We start from the raw sequence: 18,033 nt of genomic DNA on the forward strand, positions 1-18,033 counted from the left end.
CTGAAACAATTGTGGCACCCCGTCACCGATGACACAAACTGGGGCACTCCCTTCCACCCTCCTGCCAAGGAATGGCTGCACTGCGCAACCGTGTACGACCACAGTCTTATCCTCCGTTTTCGCCCACGACTGCAGGCACTCTTCAGCCGATGAGGGATGACATTCGACCCCTTCGGACGTTGCTATAGGTGTCAGCCAGTCAGACGGAGAAAGGCGGAGCACATGGACACCAAGTCCCGGGTTCGTACCACCGATGGCATTGATGGAAAGGACGCGGTCGGCCTCTACTTGGACGGAATCGCCCGCACCCCACTACTCAATGCCGCAGAGGAAGTTGCGTTGGCCCGCCGGATCGAGGCAGGTGTGTTTGCACGCGCCATCCTCGAGGGTCATGCCAAGACCACATCGGATGCCACCGAGGAGGAGCTTCGTCTCATCGCGGCTGACGGTGACCAGGCGATGGCCCACTTCGTACGCGCCAACCTGCGGCTGGTCGTTTCAGTGGCCCGCAAGTACGGTCGCTCCCAGATGCCCCTGCTCGACCTCGTACAGGAGGGCAACACCGGCCTCATCCGCGCCGTCGAGAAGTTCGACTACGCCAGGGGTTTCAAGTTCTCGACCTACGCCACCTGGTGGGTTCGTCAGGCCATCAGCCGTGGCATTGCTCAGCAGGGCCGCATCGTCCGCCTCCCGGTGCATGTCGCCGAGCAGGTGAACCAGGTCTCGTCCGCTCGCCGCAACCTCGAGCGTCAGCTGGGCCGCGAGCCCGAGACCTCTGAGATCGCCGACGAGCTGGAGATCACCGAGGAGCGTGTCATCGAGCTCATCCGTTTCGGACGCGATCACGTCTCCCTCGATGCTCCGGTGGAGGACGACGGCGACACCAGCCTGGGTGACCTCATCGCCCGTGAGACCTCCCCCGGCCCCGACGACATCGTCCTGGATGCCGAGGACCGTGGCCGCCTCGAGGGTCTCCTCGACGATCTCGACGAGCGTTCCGCCGACGTCGTGCGTCGTCGCTACGGGCTCGTCGACGGTCGTCAGGCCAAGCTCGCGGACATCGGCAAGGTTTGGGGAATCACCGCCGAGCGCGTCCGTCAGATCGAGCGCGCCGCCTTGGCCACCATGCGTCAGCGCAACCTGGCCACCATGGCTGCCTGACCCCTACAACCAACCTGACACGACGATGGGCCCAGAGACGTCTGGGCCCATCGTCGTGTTTTCAAGGGATTGTCGTTCAACGGATTGTCACTGCCCGGGGCCGAGCGGGAAGGTCACCGAGGCGTCCACCTCATTGGCGTCCACCAGCTTCATGACTCCCTCCTGGCAACAGGACGCGATGAGTTTTCCGTCCTGCATCAAGCGGCCCATGGAAAATCCGAGCAGACCCGAAGCACTCGGGGAAACTTGGTCGTAGAGCATCCACTCATCTGCCTTGGCGGTGCGATGGAACCACATCGCGTGGTCCAGGGATGCCGGATTGACGATCATGCCCGGTGGGATCGACCCCAGATGGGGCATGGCGGCACCGGCCATCAAGCTGATGTCAGAGATGTAAGCCAGAATCGCCCGTTGCACGACGCGGTCATCAGGAAGGCTCGCGGTGGTGCGCACCCACAAGCTCAGATGGGTGGCGTGAGTGGGATCGACGAGGTTGGACCCGTCACTGGCCAGCCGGACGTCGAGGGCGTCCCATTCCTTGACTGTCGGCATCGGCCGTCCGAACATTTGCTCCAGAGCCTGCGCCAGGGTCGGGCACTTGTCCGGGCCAGGCAGGTAGCCCGGCATCGGATCGGAGTGCTCCGGTCCGTTCTCGCGGTTCTTGAAGGACAGCTCGGCGGTGAAGATCGTCCGGCCATGCTGGCGCGCATTGACCCGTCGAGTGCTGAAGGTCCGTCCGTCACGAATCCGCTCGACGTCGAAGATCATCGGCAAATCAGTGCGACCAGCGTGAAGGAAGAGGGCATGCATGGAGTGGGCAGTGCGCTCGGGAACCGTGCGAGCACCCGCCACCAAGGCCTGGGCAAGCACCTGCCCGCCAAAGGTTCGCTGCCACGTTGTGCGAGGTTGTTTGCCTCGGAACAAGTCGAGATCAAGGGCCTCAAGGTCGAGCAGGTCAAGCAATTCAGCGGTTGTCGATGGCATCCACCCACTGTGCCAGATCGGCGGGTCCCACACGGCGGACTCGGGTTCTCGTCGTCCCGCCCAGCTGCCCACCAGATCGCCCGGTGCAGCAGCCGCGAGTTGTCGACGGTGTAGGGCAGGCCAGCCAGGTAGAGCGCAGTCTGCTTGTCGTACAGGGCATGGGCGACCATATGAGTCATTCAGGCGCGACGGGCGCACCAGCAGTTGAGGAGCCCGACACCGAACGCGGCGGTGCGCGAGAGCCTCCCGTCACTGCGCTCCCGGCTGTCTCGCAATTCCTGGCAGATCCGCGAGATCCTCTCTACGAGCTCCGGGTACTGGCTGGCCGGCAGGAGGTGTCCGCCGTCGCCAATGCGGTTGAGGGGGTTGCCGAGGATGGCTCGCCGAGTCTGCACCCATAAGGTGTTCGCCTTTCCCACTGGATCCCCCTCATCGTCGAACACGCCGGGGAATAGGGCAAGAATCGTTCCTCGGTGCAGCCGCCCCAGGAATGTCGCAGATCAATCTGGCAGATGGTGAGCGATCCAACCCAAGCCCACCACGGCATCCAGATCGGTGGGGCGAAGGGGTTGACAGCCCTCCGGGGTGATCTGTCAGCTGGTGCCGGCCTCACAGACCTTCGTGAGGTGGTAGGAGAAGGTCAGGTGGGGTCGCCTTCCAGTGATTCCTCGTGTAGTTGCCCATCCCCCAGCTGGCAGAGTGACTCGTCGCGGGGCACGGGGATCAGACGTGTTCAGGCCGAGGACACCTTGTCCATTGCCGAGCGGATCCGCTTCGGGGAGACGGTGACCCTGGTACCGAGACGCTGGGCGAAGTACTGGACGCGAAGCTCCTCCAGCATGAACCCGATCTCCTCGACCTCAGCGGGAAGCTTGCCGGCCGGCTGTTCCTCACACAGGGCGTCGTACTCGGCCAGCAGTGGCTCCAACTCAGCCATCTGGCGAGGATCACGTGACGGATTCGTCGTGAGGGATTCGATGCGCACGCTCACCCCCTGGATCCATCGCGGCATGTCGTCGTACCAAGGATCCGGGGTGGCCGAGATGAAGTTCTCAAAGACGAGATCGTCAATCTGAGCGGTGATGTCGGCGCGGATGACCGGATCCGAGACCGTTGCCAGGGCCTGACGAGCCTCGACAACTCGGGTGAGGATCCGCCCAACGGTACGCACCACACGCGCCATCCGGTCGGCCTGGTCCTGACGGACTGCCAAGGAAAGGTCATCGAAGGACTCCTTGGTACGGATCCCTGACAGGTCATCAGCCTTCTCGTGGGCAACCGAGGCGACCGCTTTGTGGCGGGCGTCGGCCAACAACGCCGGCACGGTGGGATACGGCGAGGTCGCCAAGGCCAACTTCGTGGCATTGTCCATGTGTGAGACGACCCATTTCGTCGGGTCGGGCAGGGTGAGGACGAGCAGCCTGACGACTCCGGCGGCATGACTGGCGTGTTGAGCCCTTGGAGTGTCGAGGACGGTCGTGCCGACCGCTGTGCCCTCGTCGACCAGGCATGGGTAGCCCACGGCGTCGGCACCCTTGCGCAACAGATCGACCCGTTCCGGAATCGGATCGAAGGTCCACCGCGTTGCCCCATGGATCTGGGGTCGTCCGGCAGCCTTGGTCAAGGATTGCGAGACCTTGGGGGCCAGATCGCTCTGGAGGGACTCGAGGTCCTCGGATCTGGCAATGTGCTTGGGCTGGGAGAGGGCCGACTTGTTCATGCCCTTCTTCCCCGACTCTTTGCCGACGGCACGGCCCTCGGCGTCAATGATGTCGAAACCGACACGCAGGTGGGCCGGGATGACGGCAGTGTTCCAGTCATCCGTGTCGACGATGACTCCGGTGAGGGCCCGCAATGCCCGTCCGAGTTCCTCGGTGAAGGGGGCCTCACGGTCGGCGTCGTTGTCCTCGAGCCAAGTCAGCGCAGCACGAGCGCGGTCAGGGGCGGGGACGAGCTGAGTGCGAATCGGCTTGGGAAGGGCTCTGATGAGCTCGATCGCCAGTTCGGTGCGCAGACCCGGGACTTGCCAGCTGAAGGGCGCCGTTGGAACCTGGTTGAGCAGGGCCAGCGGGATGGTGACGGTGACGCCGTCATGGCCGGATCCCGGTTCGAAGACGTAACGTACCGGAAGGTCGAGATTGCCAATTCTCCAGTGATCGGGAAAGGCATCGGCGTCGACCGAGTCGGAGTCGACGAGGTCGTCAAGGGACAGGTCAAGTTGGTGACGGTCCTGGACACGTCGCCACCACGCGTCGAAATGGGATCCCGAGACGATGCCCTCGGGAACACGACGGTCGTAGAAGGCAAAGATGGCGTCGTCATCGGCGACCAGTCCGCGCTGACGGCTGCGCTCCTCGAGATCGACTGCCTCGTCCCGGATACGGTCATTGTGCTTGAGGAAGCCATGGTTGGATCGCCAGTCTCGCTCCACCAGGGCGGAACGGATGAAGATCTGCCGGGACACGACCGGATCGATGCGTCCGTAATTGACGTGACGATCGGCCCACAGCGGCACCCCGAAGAGGGTTGCCCGCTCCGTGGCAACCACGGAGGCCGACGAAGCTGCCCAATGCGGTGCTGCCCACGTGCGCTTGATGAGCGGTCCAGCGACCTCCTCCACCCACTCCGGCTGGACAGCGGCCACCGTCCGGGCCCACAGCCTGGAGGTCTCCACCAGCTCGACGGCGACGACGAGTTCCGGGGACTTTCGCGCCAACAGGGAACCGGGATTGATGGCGAATGTGGTTCCCCGGGCACCGATGTACTCCTGGGGTCCGGGACGCTGACCCCGACGCTTCGAGGATCCCCGGAGCTGGGCCAAGCCGATGTGGGAGAGCAACCCCGACAGCAGCGCAACGAGGACGCGGTCGGTCGGAGCCGGGGTGCGGTTGACCTCCAGGTGCAGTTCCTTGGCGATCTGGCGCAGCTGGCCGTGCAGATCGTCCCATTCGCGCACGCGCAGGTAGTTGATGTACTCGTCGCGACACATCCGACGGAAGGCCGAAGAGCCCATCTGACGACGCTGGTGCCGCAGGTAGCGCCACAGCCGGTGGATGGCCATGATGTCGCCGCCCTCGTCAATGCCACCAGGCTGGGGCTCAGCAGCGGGCTTGCTCGGACGCGAGTTGGTGTGCGGAGTGTGGCGTGCCGGAGTTCCCGGTTTCAGGGTGTTCGTCGTCTCGTTGCGCACGCGGGACTGACGGACCTGGGACCAGTCCCCCACCCGATTGTTGTCGGAGTTGTCGACGGCCTGAAGGGTCTGCAGCAGGTTCGTCTCGCAGGCGAAACGTCGATGGAAGCTGTCAGCCTCCTCCCGCTTCTCGACAGGGCGCTCCCGGACATCGCGGATGGACAGCGCCGCGACGATGACGAGGACCTCGGCAAGACTGCCCTGTGTCGACCCCTCGAGCAGCATACGTCCCAGGCGTGGATCCAGCGGGACGCGGGCAAGCTGGTGGCCGATCTTGGTCAGTCTGGGAGCATCACGGTGGCCGGGTTTGAGAGCTCCCAGTTCGTCAAGCAGACGGATTCCATCGTTGATCCGGGAACGGTCTGGGGCCTCGACGAAGGGGAAGTCGGTGATGGCACCGAGCCGGGCCTGGGCCATCTGGAGGATGACGGCGGCCAAGTTGGTACGCAGGATCTCCGGCTCGGTGAATTCGGGACGGGACCCGAAGTCGGCCTCGGAGTAGAGCCGGATGCAGATGCCGGGGGCAACGCGGCCACATCGTCCGGCTCGCTGGTTGGCACTGGCCTGGGAGACGGGCTCGATGGGGAGACGCTGCACCTTGGTACGCATCGAGTACCGCGAGATACGAGCAGTTCCCGGATCGATGACGTACCGGATGCCCGGCACCGTCAGCGAGGTCTCGGCGACGTTGGTGGCCAGTACGATGCGCCGGCCACCGTGCGGGGTGAACACGCGATGTTGTTCTGCTGCCGACAGTCGAGCGAAGAGCGGAAGAATCTCGGTATCGGCCAGTTTGAGGTCGGTCAAGGCCTCGGTGGTCTCCCGGATCTCCTGCTCGCCGGCCAGGAAGACGAGGATGTCGCCACTTCTTCCTTCCCGGATGAGTTCCTCGACAGCCCGACAGATGCCGGTGGCCTGATCTACGACCTCGTCATTCAGGTTGCTCGAAGCAGGAGCTGACGGGCGCTCCGAGAAATCCTCGTCGCCATCGTCGTCGACACGGGCCTGCTCGGAGGGGTCAAGAGGACGATACCTCACCTCGACGGGGTAAGTACGTCCGGAAACCTCAATGACGGGGGCGTCATCGAAATGGGCTGAAAACCTCGCGGTGTCGATGGTGGCCGAGGTGATGATGACCTTGAGATCGGGACGCCGCGGCAGCAGCTGTTTGAGGTAGCCAAGCAGGAAGTCGATGTTGAGGCTGCGTTCGTGGGCCTCGTCGATGATGATGGTGTCGTGGGCACGCAGGTCGCGATCATGGGAGATCTCGGCCAACAACACACCGTCGGTCATGACCGTCAAGGCTGTGTCGGAGGTGGCGCGACGGGTGAATCGCACCTGAAATCCGACCTGTTCCCCCAGATCGACCCCCATTTCCTCCGCGACACGTTCGGCGACGCTGCGGGCGGCGATCCGGCGAGGCTGGGTGTGGGCGATGTGTCGCCGTCCCAATGCCAGGCAGATCTTGGGTAGCTGGGTGGTCTTTCCCGAACCTGTCTCACCGGCGACAACCACGACTTGATGGTTCTGAATGAGATCAGCGATCTCGTCGGCATGTGCCGCGATGGGAAGCTCGGTGTCGAAGGCGACGACTCCCCCACCGGGCAGCTCACCTTCCAGTCGTGAATCAGGCATGACCGGCTCAGTCTATGTGAGAGGTCGGACACTCGGCGACGAGCTCCAGAGTGATCAAGGTCGCGTGAGTCAGGCGGAGAAGATCTCCATCCGCTGACACCTCGGCGATCTGGTCGCCCCTGCAGAGCTGTCGTGGACATGTGCGGCGTCTTGCAGACCCCGACGACGTGGTTCAGGGCCATGATGCCATCACCGGTCATCGCATAGTCTTGGTGAAGGAACTGATGATCATGGTGCAACTACCCGTACCAGGAAGGGTCATCATCGAGATGAAGGGCACCCAAACGGCACGTTTACACCGAGGTGACGGCCCGCAACACGCGTTTCATTGTGGTCTGTTTCAATCTCCATGACGACGGTGCTGACCCCCATTGGACGTCAGCACCTTCGACTCATGAACCGTGTCAAGGTGACTCCCGTTCGCAACAATGCCACAGTGGTCCGTCAGGTCACCGGGTCAGTGACAAATGGCCAGTGGGGACTGCGCGTGGGCCATGATGCCGCGGCTGACTCCGCCGGCAGTCCATCCCAGGATCGGGTGCTTCTTCATACCGATGACGAGGAGGTCGACGTCGCCGGACAGGTCGACCAGAGCGTCCACCGGCTCGCCGGAAAGCACCCGAGTCTCGACCTCGACGTCGGTATGCTCGTTGGCGATCGGCTTGACGACCTCGTTGAGTCGCTTGAGGGCCTCGTCATGGACCTTCTGGGAATCCTGCCCGGGAACGGTCACAGCGACCAACTTGCAGCCACGAAGGTCGGCCTCGGCGAATCCGAATCCCAGGGCAGCAGTTCCTGCGCTCTGGGGGCCGACGGCGACGGCCACGCACTTCTTGCCACCGGTCGGGTCCGGGTTGGAGGCACGGGAGATGACGACGACGGGTGCCGCGGACATGCCAGCCACGGCCACCGAGGTCGATCCGACGAACATCCGCTCGAGTCCGGAACTGGCACGACGGCCGACAACGACGAGCTGGGCGTTGGCGCTCCGGTCGGCAAGGATGGCTGCCGGGTTGCCCAGGACCACCTCACCCGAGATGCGATCGGCATCCATGTTGCGCCCCTTGGCGACATTGATGGCGTCATCAACGACGACCTGACCGGCATCCTGCAGGGCGGTCGGGTCATAGACGACACCCCAGGCGCCGGCGACAGCAGCATCGTCAACAGCGTGGAGAACGATGAGATCGGCGTCCATCCTGATCGCGGATCCTGCGGCGTACCGGGCAGCGCGCAGACCGTCCTCCGAGCCGTCGACTCCAACGATGACGGTGGTACGACGAGCCTTCGACGAGGTTCGATCGTCGGTCATGGTGATCCTCCTCAGTAAGACATCAGGGGCATCAACCCCTTCTCACATTGTCCCACCACTTGGCTGGTTGCAAGGCGATCAGGTCAGGATCCTTCTTCAAAAGTCGTTCTGCCACGCAGTTTGCGAGCCAGTTCGTTATCCAATCCGTCAGCCAGCCTGGACATGATGGAGACCGCCTGGTGCAGGTGCGCCGCGACGAAGGGACGAGCCATCACTGACATCGTGACGAAGACCCGATCCTGATGCAGGGCGAAGCGTCCGTAACGTGACTGCACGTTGAGGTCATTGAGAACCTCGACGGCCCGGGATCGTCCCTCGATGTCATGGACGAGGGCTGCGAAGAGCAACAGTTCAGAGGCGTCGGGAGTGGTTCGCACGAACACCATGCAGGTTCCCACCCGGATGGCGAAATCTCCCTCGCTGTCGCGAATCGCAGGGTGCCCGAACATCTGGGACAGTTCGTCGGCCACCAGGCGGTCGAGATGGTCCTTGTCGACCGGCATGATGGCGGGGACGCTGGCCGCCTCGGTGGGAGACAGCGGGGGTTCGGGCTGCAGGATTTCCGCGAGTGGGTCGGGGGCCAGGAAGACCGGGTGAGGGACACCGAAGATGTCGCGAAGGGTCGTCACTGCCAGTTCGGCAAGCTGTTCGCTGTCATCCTGGTTTCGGTAGACCCAGTAGTTGTCAGTCTTGTGAGAGGTACAGGTTCCAGGGTCCTGCCATCCCAGGGAGCTCAGCCCGTCGAGCTGACCGGGGGTGAGCCGAGAGCTGTCCGGCAGACAGCTGTTGCTGGACGCCTCGGCGAGAATCATCGCGGTGTCATTACTGCGATCGGGGTCATCCTGCACGAACCGGATGAAGGGCGCGGTGTCATTGCGCGCCGACATGGTCGAGATCGTCAATTCACCATCATCGTCGATGACGGAGACGACCTCGGCCAGACGCTCGGTGAACTGGTCCCAGGCCTGTGCTGTGCTGCGGTCCAGGTCGAACACGAAGTCTGGTGGCTCGTCCATGCCTCCAACCTAGTAGGTCCGAAACCAGATGTGCAGCCTGGGCTCGGTTTCCAGTGCCACCTGGTGAACATGCATGACGAGGTGCACGCGTGGACCTTGACACCCGGAAACCGGCGGGCGCAGCGAGACGACATGCCAGGTGCCGGGGCACAACCTCTGCTGTACCCCGGCACCTGGTCAGATCAGGACGTCATCAGCTGCAACCGCTGGTGGATCCACAGCCCTCGCAGACGTAGCAGGACCCCGACGGACGCATCTTCGTTCCGCAGGTCATGCACAACGGAGCGTCGACCTCACGGCCCATCCGCTCCTCGAGCAGCTCGGCGCTGGTGTGGGCACCACCGACTCGCTCGGGGGTCTGCTGGGCAGCGAAGAGACCAGGCTGGTTGGCACCGTCTTCGTGGACCCGAACGCGGTCAGCCGGGGTTTCCTTGAGGGTCTCGGAGTCGATGAGCTCGCCCTCATCCTCGTCTGACAGGTAGGAACCGGTCTCCACGTACCGGGCACGCTCGGCAGCAGTGTAGATACCCAGCTCGGCGCGCTCATCGAAGTCCAGGTAGTCCAGGGCCAGGCGACGGAACACGTAGTCGATGATTGACGAGGCGATCCGGATGTCCGGATCGTCAGTCATGCCAGCAGGCTCAAACTTGAGGTTGGAGAACTTCTGGACGAAGGACTCCAACGGCACGCCGTACTGCAGACCGATGGACACCGCGATGGAGAAGGCATCCATGACTCCGGCCAACGTCGATCCCTGCTTTCCGAGCTTGAGGAAGATCTCGCCCAAGCGGCCGGAATCATAGGCGCCGGTCGTGAGGTAACCGCCAGCTCCGGCGACCTGGAAGCTCGTCGTGCGGCCCATGCGCGACTTCGGCAGACGCTGACGACGCGGACGGTACTCGATGCGAACCTCCGGCTCGGGCGTCTCCTCCTCCTTCTTCTTGACCTCGGAGAGGGGCTGGCCAACCTTGCAGTTGTCACGGTAGACGGCCAGGGCCTTGAGGCCGAGCTTCCAGCCCTCCATGTAAACGTTGGCGATGTCCTCGACGGTGGAGGACTCCGGCAGGTTGACGGTCTTGGAGATGGCACCAGACAGGAAGGGCTGAACGGCAGCCATCATCCTCACGTGGCCCATCGGCGCGATGAAGCGGTTACCCATGGCGCAGTCGAAAACCTCGTAGTGGGCCTCGTCAAGGCCGGGAGCTCCAACGACCGAACCGTTGTCGGCGATGTGGGCCACGATTTTCTCGGACTGTTCAGGGGTGTAGCCGAGATTCTTCAGGGCACGCGGCACCGTCTGGTTGACGATCTGCATGGACCCACCACCGACCATCTTCTTGAACTTCACCAGTGAGAAGTCGGGCTCGATCCCAGTGGTGTCGCAGTCCATCATGAAGCCGATGGTGCCGGTCGGCGCCAGCACCGAGGCCTGGGCGTTGCGGAAGCCGTTGACGTGCCCTAGCTTGACGACCTTGTCCCATTCAACCTTGGCAGCAGCCAGGACAGTGGTGTCGTTGTCGTGCAGCGGATGAACCTGACGGTTGGCGTCACGGTGCTTGGCCATGACGGCCTGGTGCGGCTCGACATTCTCTGCGTAGCCAGCGTACGGACCGACGATGGCCGCCAACTCAGCGGAGCGTCGGTAGGATACACCAGTCATGAGGGAAGTGATGGCAGCAGCCAGGGCACGACCACCGTCGGAGTCATACCCCAGGCCCAGAGCCATGAGAAGGGCACCCAGGTTGGCGTATCCGATTCCGAGCTGACGGAAGTTGCGAGTGGTCTCCCCGATGGCTTCGGTCGGGAAGTCGGCGAAGCAGATGGAGATGTCCATCGCGGTGATGACCAGCTCCACGGCCTTGGTGAACTTCTCGACGTCGAAGTGATCGTTCTCGTCGAGGAACTTCAACAGGTTGAGGCTGGCCAGGTTGCACGAGGAGTTGTCCAGGCTCATGTACTCCGAGCACGGGTTGGAGGCATTGATCCGACCGGTGTTTGGGTTGGTGTGCCAAGCATTGATGGTGTCGTCGTACTGCAGACCGGGGTCGGCGCACTCCCAGGCGGCCTGGGCGATCTTGCCGAAGAGCTCCTTGGCATCGACGGTGTCGAGCACCTTGCCCGGCTCGGTGCGGGAGGTCAGCCCAAACGGCTTGCCCTGCTTGACGGCCGTCATGAAGGCATCCGAGACGCGCACCGAGTTGTTGGCGTTCTGGTACTGGACACTGGTGATGTCCCGGCCACCCAGGTCCATGTCGAAGCCGGCATCGCGCAGGGCGCGGATCTTGTCCTCCTCGCGAGCCTTGGTCTCGATGAACTCCTCGACGTCCGGGTGATCGATGTCGAGGACGACCATCTTGGCAGCGCGACGGGTGGCGCCACCGGACTTGATGGTTCCGGCAGACGCGTCGGCACCACGCATGAAGGACACCGGACCGGAAGCCGTACCCCCGGAGCTCAACAGCTCCTTGGAAGAACGAATGCGGGAAATGTTGAGACCGGCACCAGAACCACCCTTGAAGATGAATCCCTCTTCCCGGTACCAGTTGAGGATCGACTCCATGGAGTCGTCCACCGAGAGGATGAAACAGGCGCTGACCTGCTGAGGACTCGTCGTGCCGACGTTGAACCACACCGGGGAGTTGAAGCTGAAGTACTGGTGAACCAGCAGCCAGGTCAGCTCATCACCAAAGACCTTGGCGTCCTCGTCAGAGGCGAAGTAGCCGCTTTGACGTCCGGAGGTCACGTAGCTGTTGACGACGCGGTCGATGAGGGTCTTGAGGCTGTCCTCGCGGGCCGGAGTGCCCAGGGCGCCACGGAAGTACTTGTTCGTGACGATCGTCGAGGCGTTGACGCTCCAGAAGTCGGGGAACTCAACTCCGCGCTGCTCGAAGACCACGTCACCGGTGCGCCAGTTCGTCTGGACGACGTCGCGACGCTCCCACGTCACCTCGTCGTAGGGATGGACGCCCTCGGTGCTGAAGGTGCGCTCGACGTGCAGCCCCTTGGAGCGGCTCGTCCTGCGTGATGCGGACTTGGTCTCAGTCATGGCTCCCTCTAGATACTCGGTGATACGGGTGGTTTGATGTCGGTACTTGTCGTGAACTGAGGCACGCTCGGCCACGGCTCGTCAGAACAGCGGCTCGTCCTGCTTCGAAGGCCGCTTGCGGCCCGAGGACCGCGGTTTCTCAGGGGACTCGTCGCGCAGCCGATCGATCTCAGTGGCGAAGTCCTCGATGGTGTCGTACTTGAGGTACACACTCGCGAACCGCAGATAGGCGATGGGATCCAGCTCGCGAAGTGGGCCCAGGATTGCCAACCCAACCTCGTCGCTCGGAATCTCCGCGACTCCTCGGGCTCGAAGACCGTCCTCGACGCGTTGTCCCAACAAGGCCAGGTCGGCGTCCGTGACCGGGCGTCCCTTGCATGCATTGCGCACACCACGGATCACCTTGTCCCGGGAAAAGGGTTCTTCGATGCCGTTGCGTTTGTGAACCGTCATCTGCATGCGCTCGATGGTGGTGAACCGTCGTTCGCACACGGGACACTGCCGTCTCCGACGGATCGCGGTGCCGTCCTCGCACACTCGGGAATCCAGGACTCGCGAGTCGTCATGCTGACAGAACGGACAGCGCATTGTCGCCTCCTTCCCCGATCTCGCTGGGTTCCTAACGGCAGATTCGCCGTCGACCCGGAACATTACTCCGAACTCGGACCAAAAACACAACTTGTAGGGATGGCAATACTGTCTACCACAACATCTGGTGCCGCGGAGGATCATTGAGGATGCGCGTGATCGTCCGTCAAGCTGCCACGCGCGACACGCCGAAGACGCTCAGTCCATGCGACCACCTTCCACGGTCAGGATCTGACACCAGGCACGTCGCCCGACTGATGTCCATCGATCTGGACGACGGCGGCCGGGTCGGAATGACCACTCTCGGCGTCGCCCCGCCACACCTGGCCAAGACGTCCCAGGGACAGGATCACACCAACGATCATCACAGCAACCGTGGCCATCACGGCGACGTCCCAGAACCGATCGTGGACGGGTTCATGGTGTGCGACGGCACCAGGACGCCCTGCCATCAAGTCCCGACGATCGATGACGACCACCGGTTCGGCCAGCTCATCCTGCCACGGCCCGACAACCAGGTCACCTTGCCGACTGGTCGTCGTCTCAACATCCCACTCGTACGTCTGAGCACTCATCGGATCACCTCTCTGTCAACGAGAGCCATCCGCTCCCGTCAGCGGCCCCGAGATGACTCCCGGGGAGGGCCCGGCGGCGAACCTCCGCCAGTGCCATCAATGACATCCGGCCCAACCGACAGGTTCGCCGCCACCAGGGTGGAACACCAGAAGAACAGCCTAGTCAGAAGTATTTTCCAGGTTCTTTGAAAACTCCTGTCGCCATGGTCCCCACGCTCCGGAGCAGGTGTCGACCAAAGCTGATGGGGAACTGTCGTACCCGACCTATACCGTGACTGCTATGACCATCGATACGTCCGGAACCGACTCCTCGGACCCGGCCGCCGTCTCTTCGGCCGTCCCGTTCACCACCACCCGTGAACCTTCTGCCAAGGAGCGTGCGGTGCTGGCCGCAGTCAAGGAGGGGCTGCGTCGCGACGGCCGCGCACCGACTGTTCGCGCCCTGGCTGACATGACGGGAGCAGCCAGCACCTCGACTATCCAGAGGCGTATCTCCGCGCTCATCGATCTCGGCCTGCTGCGACGCACTGATGGCACCCTCGAGGTCGTTGAGGACGTCGTCGACGTCAACGATCCGCAGGGACCCCACGCCTTTCAGATCGAGGTTTTCAACCCGAGTGAGATTACCGATGCCAAGCATCACGACACTGCCATCGCGGTTCCCTCCCAGTTGCTGGGCCACGGAGACCACGTGGTGGTCGTCGTCCGCGACGACGGGATGACACCCGATTTCCATGTCGGGGACCTTGTCCTCGTCCGGCAACTGCCCGTGACGGACCTTCCCGACAACCCGCCCGAAACCTATTTCGTGGCGGCCACAGTCGGTGGTAAGACCATCGTCCGTTCCTTGGCCAAGCTCGGCGGGAAACCGTGGCTAATGGCCTCGAACCCCGCTCATTCACCGGTCAACCTCGATGATGCTTCTCTCGTCGGCCGCGCCGTCTCGGTCATGAGACGACTATGACTCTGGGGGTCACTCCCCCAGCCTGCGCAGAGCTCCAACAGCCATCTCGCGATCCGTCGTCGTCCAAAACGAGGGCATGGAGGCCCTCAGGAAACCGCCATATCGCGCCGTCGCCAACCGCGGGTCCAGAACTGCAACGACTCCTCGATCGTCGGAACGCCGTATGAGTCGGCCCGCCCCTTGGGCCAGCAGGAGGGCCGCATGCCCAGCCGACACCGTCATGAATCCATTACCGCCAGCATCCTCAACCGCTTTGCTTCGTGCCGCCATGAGCGGGTCATCCGGACGTGGGAACGGAATCCGGTCAATGATGACCAACCGACAGGTGTCACCAGGAACATCAACCCCCTGCCACAAGGACAAGGTTCCGAAGAGACATGTCCGCGGATCAGCCGTGAATCGGCGGGTGAGATCGGCCAGATGCCCCTCCCCCTGGCACAACACCGGAATGTCCGGCATGACCTTGCGCATGTGTTCGGTGGCAGCCACCGCATTACGCTGGGACGAGAACAGCCCGAGGGTCCGTCCACCAGCGCCCCAAATCAGCTCAGCAAGATCGTCGAGCACCTCGGGCGCGATGCCATCTCGGCCCGGGCGCGGCAGGGACCTACCGACATACAGAATCCCCTGCTTCGAATAGTCGAAGGGCGAGCCGACGTTGACCCCCCGCCACCCCATCTGGGTGTCGAGGACCTTCGGCGCCTCCTCCTCGATCTGCTCGCGCGGCGACAGCCCGACGTTCCGTGCCGTGGCCAGGAAATTACCGCCGATGCACAAGGTGGCCGAGGTCAGAATAGTCGTCGCCCCCGCGAAGACGTTCTCCCGCAGCAGGCCTGCCACGCTCAATGGCGCGATGTGGATGCTGCGATACCCCTTCTCTGATTCCGAGACCCATACCACGTCAGCGGCTGCCATCGACACCATACGGTCGACGGTCTCGAAGACCTCGCGCATGGCGGCTTGGGCCTGCACCCTCTCGGCGTCGACGGATTCCTTGGAATCCTCATCCCGTCGACCCAACTGGCTCACTGCTTCCCTGGCCAGATCTCGCAATACCGTGCACGCCTGGATAACCTGGGCACCGGTCTCGGTGACCTGTCCCGGTGCGGTCGCCTCCAAGGCTCTGGCCAGCACGTCCGCTTGATCGAGGAGATCCGCGCTCACGTCGTCATCCAGCCATGTCAAGGCCCGCTTGACCGTCGTCGCCACGAGAGAAGGAGACAGATCCTTGGACGCCGCCCCGGTGAACCGATCCACCAGCTCGTGGGCCTCGTCAATGATGACGGTGTCGTGCTCGGGCAACACGTTGTTGTCATTCAGCGCATCGATCGCGAGCATGGCGTGGTTGGTGACGACGAGGTCAGCGTTTCGAGCCTTCTCACGGGCTGCTTCGGAGAGGCACTCGCTGCCGAAAGGACAGCGCTGAGCCCCTAAGCACTCGTTGGCCGGCACGCTCACCTGGCTCCACGCCAGGGGAGCGTGCGGTGGGGCGTCATCACGATCGCCGAGTCCCGACTCCTCGACCTGTTTCTCGGCCCATTCACGCAGCATAACGACCTCGGCGCCCAGTGCGGAAGCCGGAGCCGTCCCAGCCTCCTTGGTGTCCGCGGCCTCAGCGGCGAGATCGGCTCCGGGGACCAAGGCGTCCTGCCCTCTGACCCCCGTCGATCCACCGCGAACCTTGTGCAGACAGACGTGGTTGTTACGCCCCTTGAGCACGGCAACCTTCGGCCTGCGGAGCAGGACCTCGTCCGAGGCGTTGAGGACCGCCGGAATGTCCTTGTGAGCGAGCTGAGTCTGCAAGGCGAGGGTGGCGGTGGCGACGACGACCTGCGCGCCTTCTTCGACGCAGTGAACCAGAGCAGGCGCCAAATACCCCAGTGACTTTCCGGTTCCGGTACCGGCTTGAACCAACAGGTGCAGCTCTTCTCGCATCGCTTGGTCGACAGCCTCGACCATCGTCGCCTGGCCAGATCTCTCCTGACCCCCCATCCGGGAGACGGCGGTGGCGAGGAGGTCACGACACATCTTGCTGACCTCGGCGGGCTCACGCGCCATGACACGCCTCCTCGACCTCGACGGCCAGAGCAGGATGAAGATGGGCGATGACATGGGTGCCATCGGCGGTGTGGTCAATGAGTTCGATCGTCCCTTTGTGGTGGATCTTGTCCATGAGGTCTCCGCGCACATAGGGCACGACGACGTCAACCTTCTGGGAAGGCACCGGCAGCGACTCCTCGATGGCTGTCACGAGGTCGTCGATTCCCTCTCCGGTATGAGCCGAGATGACATGGGCACCGGGAAAGGTCGACCGCAACGTCACGATGGTGTCGTCGTCGAGACGATCACTCTTGTTGAGCACCAGAATCTCGGGAATGTCACTGGCGCCGATTCCGGCCAGCACACCACGCACGGCATCGACCTGACCGATGGGATCGGGGTCGGCTGCATCGACGACGTGCACCAGGACGTCTGCCAGCGCAGTCTCCTCGAGGGTGGAGGCGAAGGCCTCGACCAGATCATGCGGAAGGTGGCGCACGAAGCCGACGGTGTCGGTGAGGGTGTAGACGCGACCATCCGCCGTCGTGGTCCGACGAGTCGTGGGGTCAAGAGTGGCGAACAGGGCATTCTCGACGAGCACTCCGGCGCGGGTCAGCCGGTTGAGCAGGGAGGACTTTCCCGCGTTGGTGTATCCGACGATGGCGACGGAGGGCACCTTGTTGCGAAAACGATCAGCCCGCTTGGAAGCACGGGTGGACTCGATGTGTTTGAGACGACGCCGCAGCACCGCGATGCGATGACCGATACGTCGTCTGTCCGTCTCGATCCGGGTCTCACCAGGGCCACGACCACCGATACCAGCACCACCGGCGGCTCGACCACCCGACTGACGGGAAAGGTTCCCACCCCATCCACGCAACCTCTGCCTGAGGTAATTGAGCTGAGCCAATTCGACCTGGGTGCGACCCTCCACGCTGCGGGCGTGCTGGGCGAAGATGTCGAGGATCAACGCCATCCGGTCCACCACCTTGACCTTGACGCGGTCCTCGAGGTTACGAAGCTGAGCGGCATCGAGCTCACCATCACAGATGACCGTGTCGGCTCCGGTGGCCCGGACCACCTCGGCCAGCTCGGCCACCTTGCCTGAACCGATGTAGGTCGCCGGATCCGGGGTCGTTCGTCTCTGCATGACGGCCTCGAGAACCTGTGAACCCGCAGTCTCGGCCAGCGCCTTGAGCTCAGTCATGGCGTTCTCTGCATCGGCGACCGACCCCTGGGTCCACACCGAACAGAGCACCACCCGTTCGAGCCTCAGCTGTCGGTACTCGACCTCCGGGATGTCAGACAGATCAGTCGACATGCCCGGCACGCGGGTCAAGGACAATCGGGCATCCAGGTCGAACTGATCACCGTCGTATACGTCCTGATCGTTGCTGAGGTCCCCGACATCGGGCGCATCCTCACGCTCGTCGTCGAATCGTGCGGTGTCGCTCACCCGGTCCCCGTCCTGTTGGTCCACTGTCCCATGCCCTGATACCTCACATTCCGAGGTCGTCGCGCC

Annotated in this window: 12 protein-coding genes and 1 pseudogene; 2 read left to right on the forward strand and 11 right to left on the reverse strand. The window is 63.3% G+C overall.

Features of this window, described 5'->3' with window-relative positions:
- Positions 1-222: 222 nt before the first annotated feature.
- Positions 223-1,161 carry a sigma-70 family RNA polymerase sigma factor gene (locus ACSJJT_RS01705; protein ID WP_435916644.1) on the forward strand — a complete coding sequence of 313 codons (939 nt, stop codon included), beginning with the start codon at positions 223-225 and terminating at the stop codon, positions 1,159-1,161.
- Positions 1,162-1,248: 87 nt separating this feature from the next.
- On the opposite strand, the gene ACSJJT_RS01710 is transcribed toward ACSJJT_RS01705, so the two are convergent.
- The 9 genes and pseudogenes from ACSJJT_RS01710 to ACSJJT_RS01750 all read right to left on the reverse strand — a co-directional run bounded on the left by ACSJJT_RS01710 (position 1,249) and on the right by ACSJJT_RS01750 (position 13,507).
- Positions 1,249-2,145 (reverse strand): acyl-CoA thioesterase, encoded by an 897-nt coding sequence (locus tag ACSJJT_RS01710; protein ID WP_435916645.1) that lies wholly within the window; start codon positions 2,143-2,145, stop codon positions 1,249-1,251.
- 65 nt (positions 2,146-2,210) lie between these two features.
- Positions 2,211-2,324, reverse strand: a pseudogene (locus ACSJJT_RS01715) (lacto-N-biose phosphorylase central domain-containing protein); the annotation flags it as partial.
- A complete protein-coding gene (locus tag ACSJJT_RS01720; RefSeq protein ID WP_435916646.1) occupies positions 2,325-2,588 on the reverse strand; it encodes a 1,3-beta-galactosyl-N-acetylhexosamine phosphorylase N-terminal domain-containing protein in 264 nt (87 codons plus the stop codon).
- 290 nt (positions 2,589-2,878) lie between these two features.
- Positions 2,879-6,970, reverse strand: coding sequence for an ATP-dependent RNA helicase HrpA (gene hrpA, locus ACSJJT_RS01725; RefSeq protein WP_435916647.1), 4,092 nt, complete (start codon positions 6,968-6,970; stop codon positions 2,879-2,881).
- Between the two features lie 457 nt (positions 6,971-7,427).
- A complete protein-coding gene (locus tag ACSJJT_RS01730) occupies positions 7,428-8,282 on the reverse strand; it encodes a universal stress protein (protein ID WP_435916648.1) in 855 nt (284 codons plus the stop codon).
- A gap of 83 nt (positions 8,283-8,365) precedes the next feature.
- Positions 8,366-9,298, reverse strand: coding sequence for a T3SS (YopN, CesT) and YbjN peptide-binding chaperone 1 (locus ACSJJT_RS01735; protein WP_435916649.1), 933 nt, complete (start codon positions 9,296-9,298; stop codon positions 8,366-8,368).
- Between the two features lie 193 nt (positions 9,299-9,491).
- Positions 9,492-12,344: a vitamin B12-dependent ribonucleotide reductase gene (locus tag ACSJJT_RS01740; protein ID WP_435916650.1), complete on the reverse strand. Its 2,853-nt coding sequence runs from the start codon at positions 12,342-12,344 to the stop codon at positions 9,492-9,494.
- Positions 12,345-12,425: 81 nt separating this feature from the next.
- Entirely contained in the window at positions 12,426-12,932 is a 507-nt protein-coding gene (gene nrdR, locus ACSJJT_RS01745; RefSeq protein WP_435916651.1) for a transcriptional regulator NrdR, read from the reverse strand.
- Positions 12,933-13,156: 224 nt separating this feature from the next.
- Positions 13,157-13,507 carry a hypothetical protein gene (locus ACSJJT_RS01750; RefSeq protein ID WP_435916652.1) on the reverse strand — a complete coding sequence of 117 codons (351 nt, stop codon included), beginning with the start codon at positions 13,505-13,507 and terminating at the stop codon, positions 13,157-13,159.
- Positions 13,508-13,787: 280 nt separating this feature from the next.
- On the opposite strand from ACSJJT_RS01750, the gene ACSJJT_RS01755 reads away from it, so the two are divergent.
- Positions 13,788-14,471: a LexA family protein gene (locus tag ACSJJT_RS01755; RefSeq protein WP_435916653.1), complete on the forward strand. Its 684-nt coding sequence runs from the start codon at positions 13,788-13,790 to the stop codon at positions 14,469-14,471.
- A 9-nt stretch (positions 14,472-14,480) separates the two neighbouring features.
- On the opposite strand, the gene ACSJJT_RS01760 is transcribed toward ACSJJT_RS01755, so the two are convergent.
- Both ACSJJT_RS01760 and hflX read right to left on the reverse strand, forming a co-directional pair.
- A complete protein-coding gene (locus ACSJJT_RS01760) occupies positions 14,481-16,529 on the reverse strand; it encodes an ATP-dependent DNA helicase (RefSeq protein ID WP_435916654.1) in 2,049 nt (682 codons plus the stop codon).
- Positions 16,519-17,967 (reverse strand): GTPase HflX, encoded by a 1,449-nt coding sequence (gene hflX, locus ACSJJT_RS01765; RefSeq protein WP_462981551.1) that lies wholly within the window; start codon positions 17,965-17,967, stop codon positions 16,519-16,521. Before hflX ends, ACSJJT_RS01760 begins: the two co-directional genes overlap by 11 nt.
- Between the last annotated feature and the right edge of the window lie 66 nt (positions 17,968-18,033).

It is taken from the genome of Cutibacterium nasicola, assembly GCF_051303185.1.
GTDB lineage: Bacteria > Actinomycetota > Actinomycetes > Propionibacteriales > Propionibacteriaceae > Cutibacterium.

Coding starts and splice junctions, on each gene's coding strand:
- ACSJJT_RS01705 (WP_435916644.1), top strand. CDS start 223: ATGGACACCAAGTCCCGGGTTCGTACCACCGATGGCATTGATGGAAAG.
- ACSJJT_RS01760 (WP_435916654.1), bottom strand. CDS start 16,529: ATGGCGCGTGAGCCCGCCGAGGTCAGCAAGATGTGTCGTGACCTCCTC.
- hrpA (WP_435916647.1), bottom strand. CDS start 6,970: ATGCCTGATTCACGACTGGAAGGTGAGCTGCCCGGTGGGGGAGTCGTC.
- ACSJJT_RS01735 (WP_435916649.1), bottom strand. CDS start 9,298: ATGGACGAGCCACCAGACTTCGTGTTCGACCTGGACCGCAGCACAGCA.
- ACSJJT_RS01750 (WP_435916652.1), bottom strand. CDS start 13,507: ATGAGTGCTCAGACGTACGAGTGGGATGTTGAGACGACGACCAGTCGG.
- nrdR (WP_435916651.1), bottom strand. CDS start 12,932: ATGCGCTGTCCGTTCTGTCAGCATGACGACTCGCGAGTCCTGGATTCC.
- ACSJJT_RS01740 (WP_435916650.1), bottom strand. CDS start 12,344: ATGACTGAGACCAAGTCCGCATCACGCAGGACGAGCCGCTCCAAGGGG.
- ACSJJT_RS01710 (WP_435916645.1), bottom strand. CDS start 2,145: ATGCCATCGACAACCGCTGAATTGCTTGACCTGCTCGACCTTGAGGCC.
- ACSJJT_RS01730 (WP_435916648.1), bottom strand. CDS start 8,282: ATGACCGACGATCGAACCTCGTCGAAGGCTCGTCGTACCACCGTCATC.
- ACSJJT_RS01755 (WP_435916653.1), top strand. CDS start 13,788: ATGACCATCGATACGTCCGGAACCGACTCCTCGGACCCGGCCGCCGTC.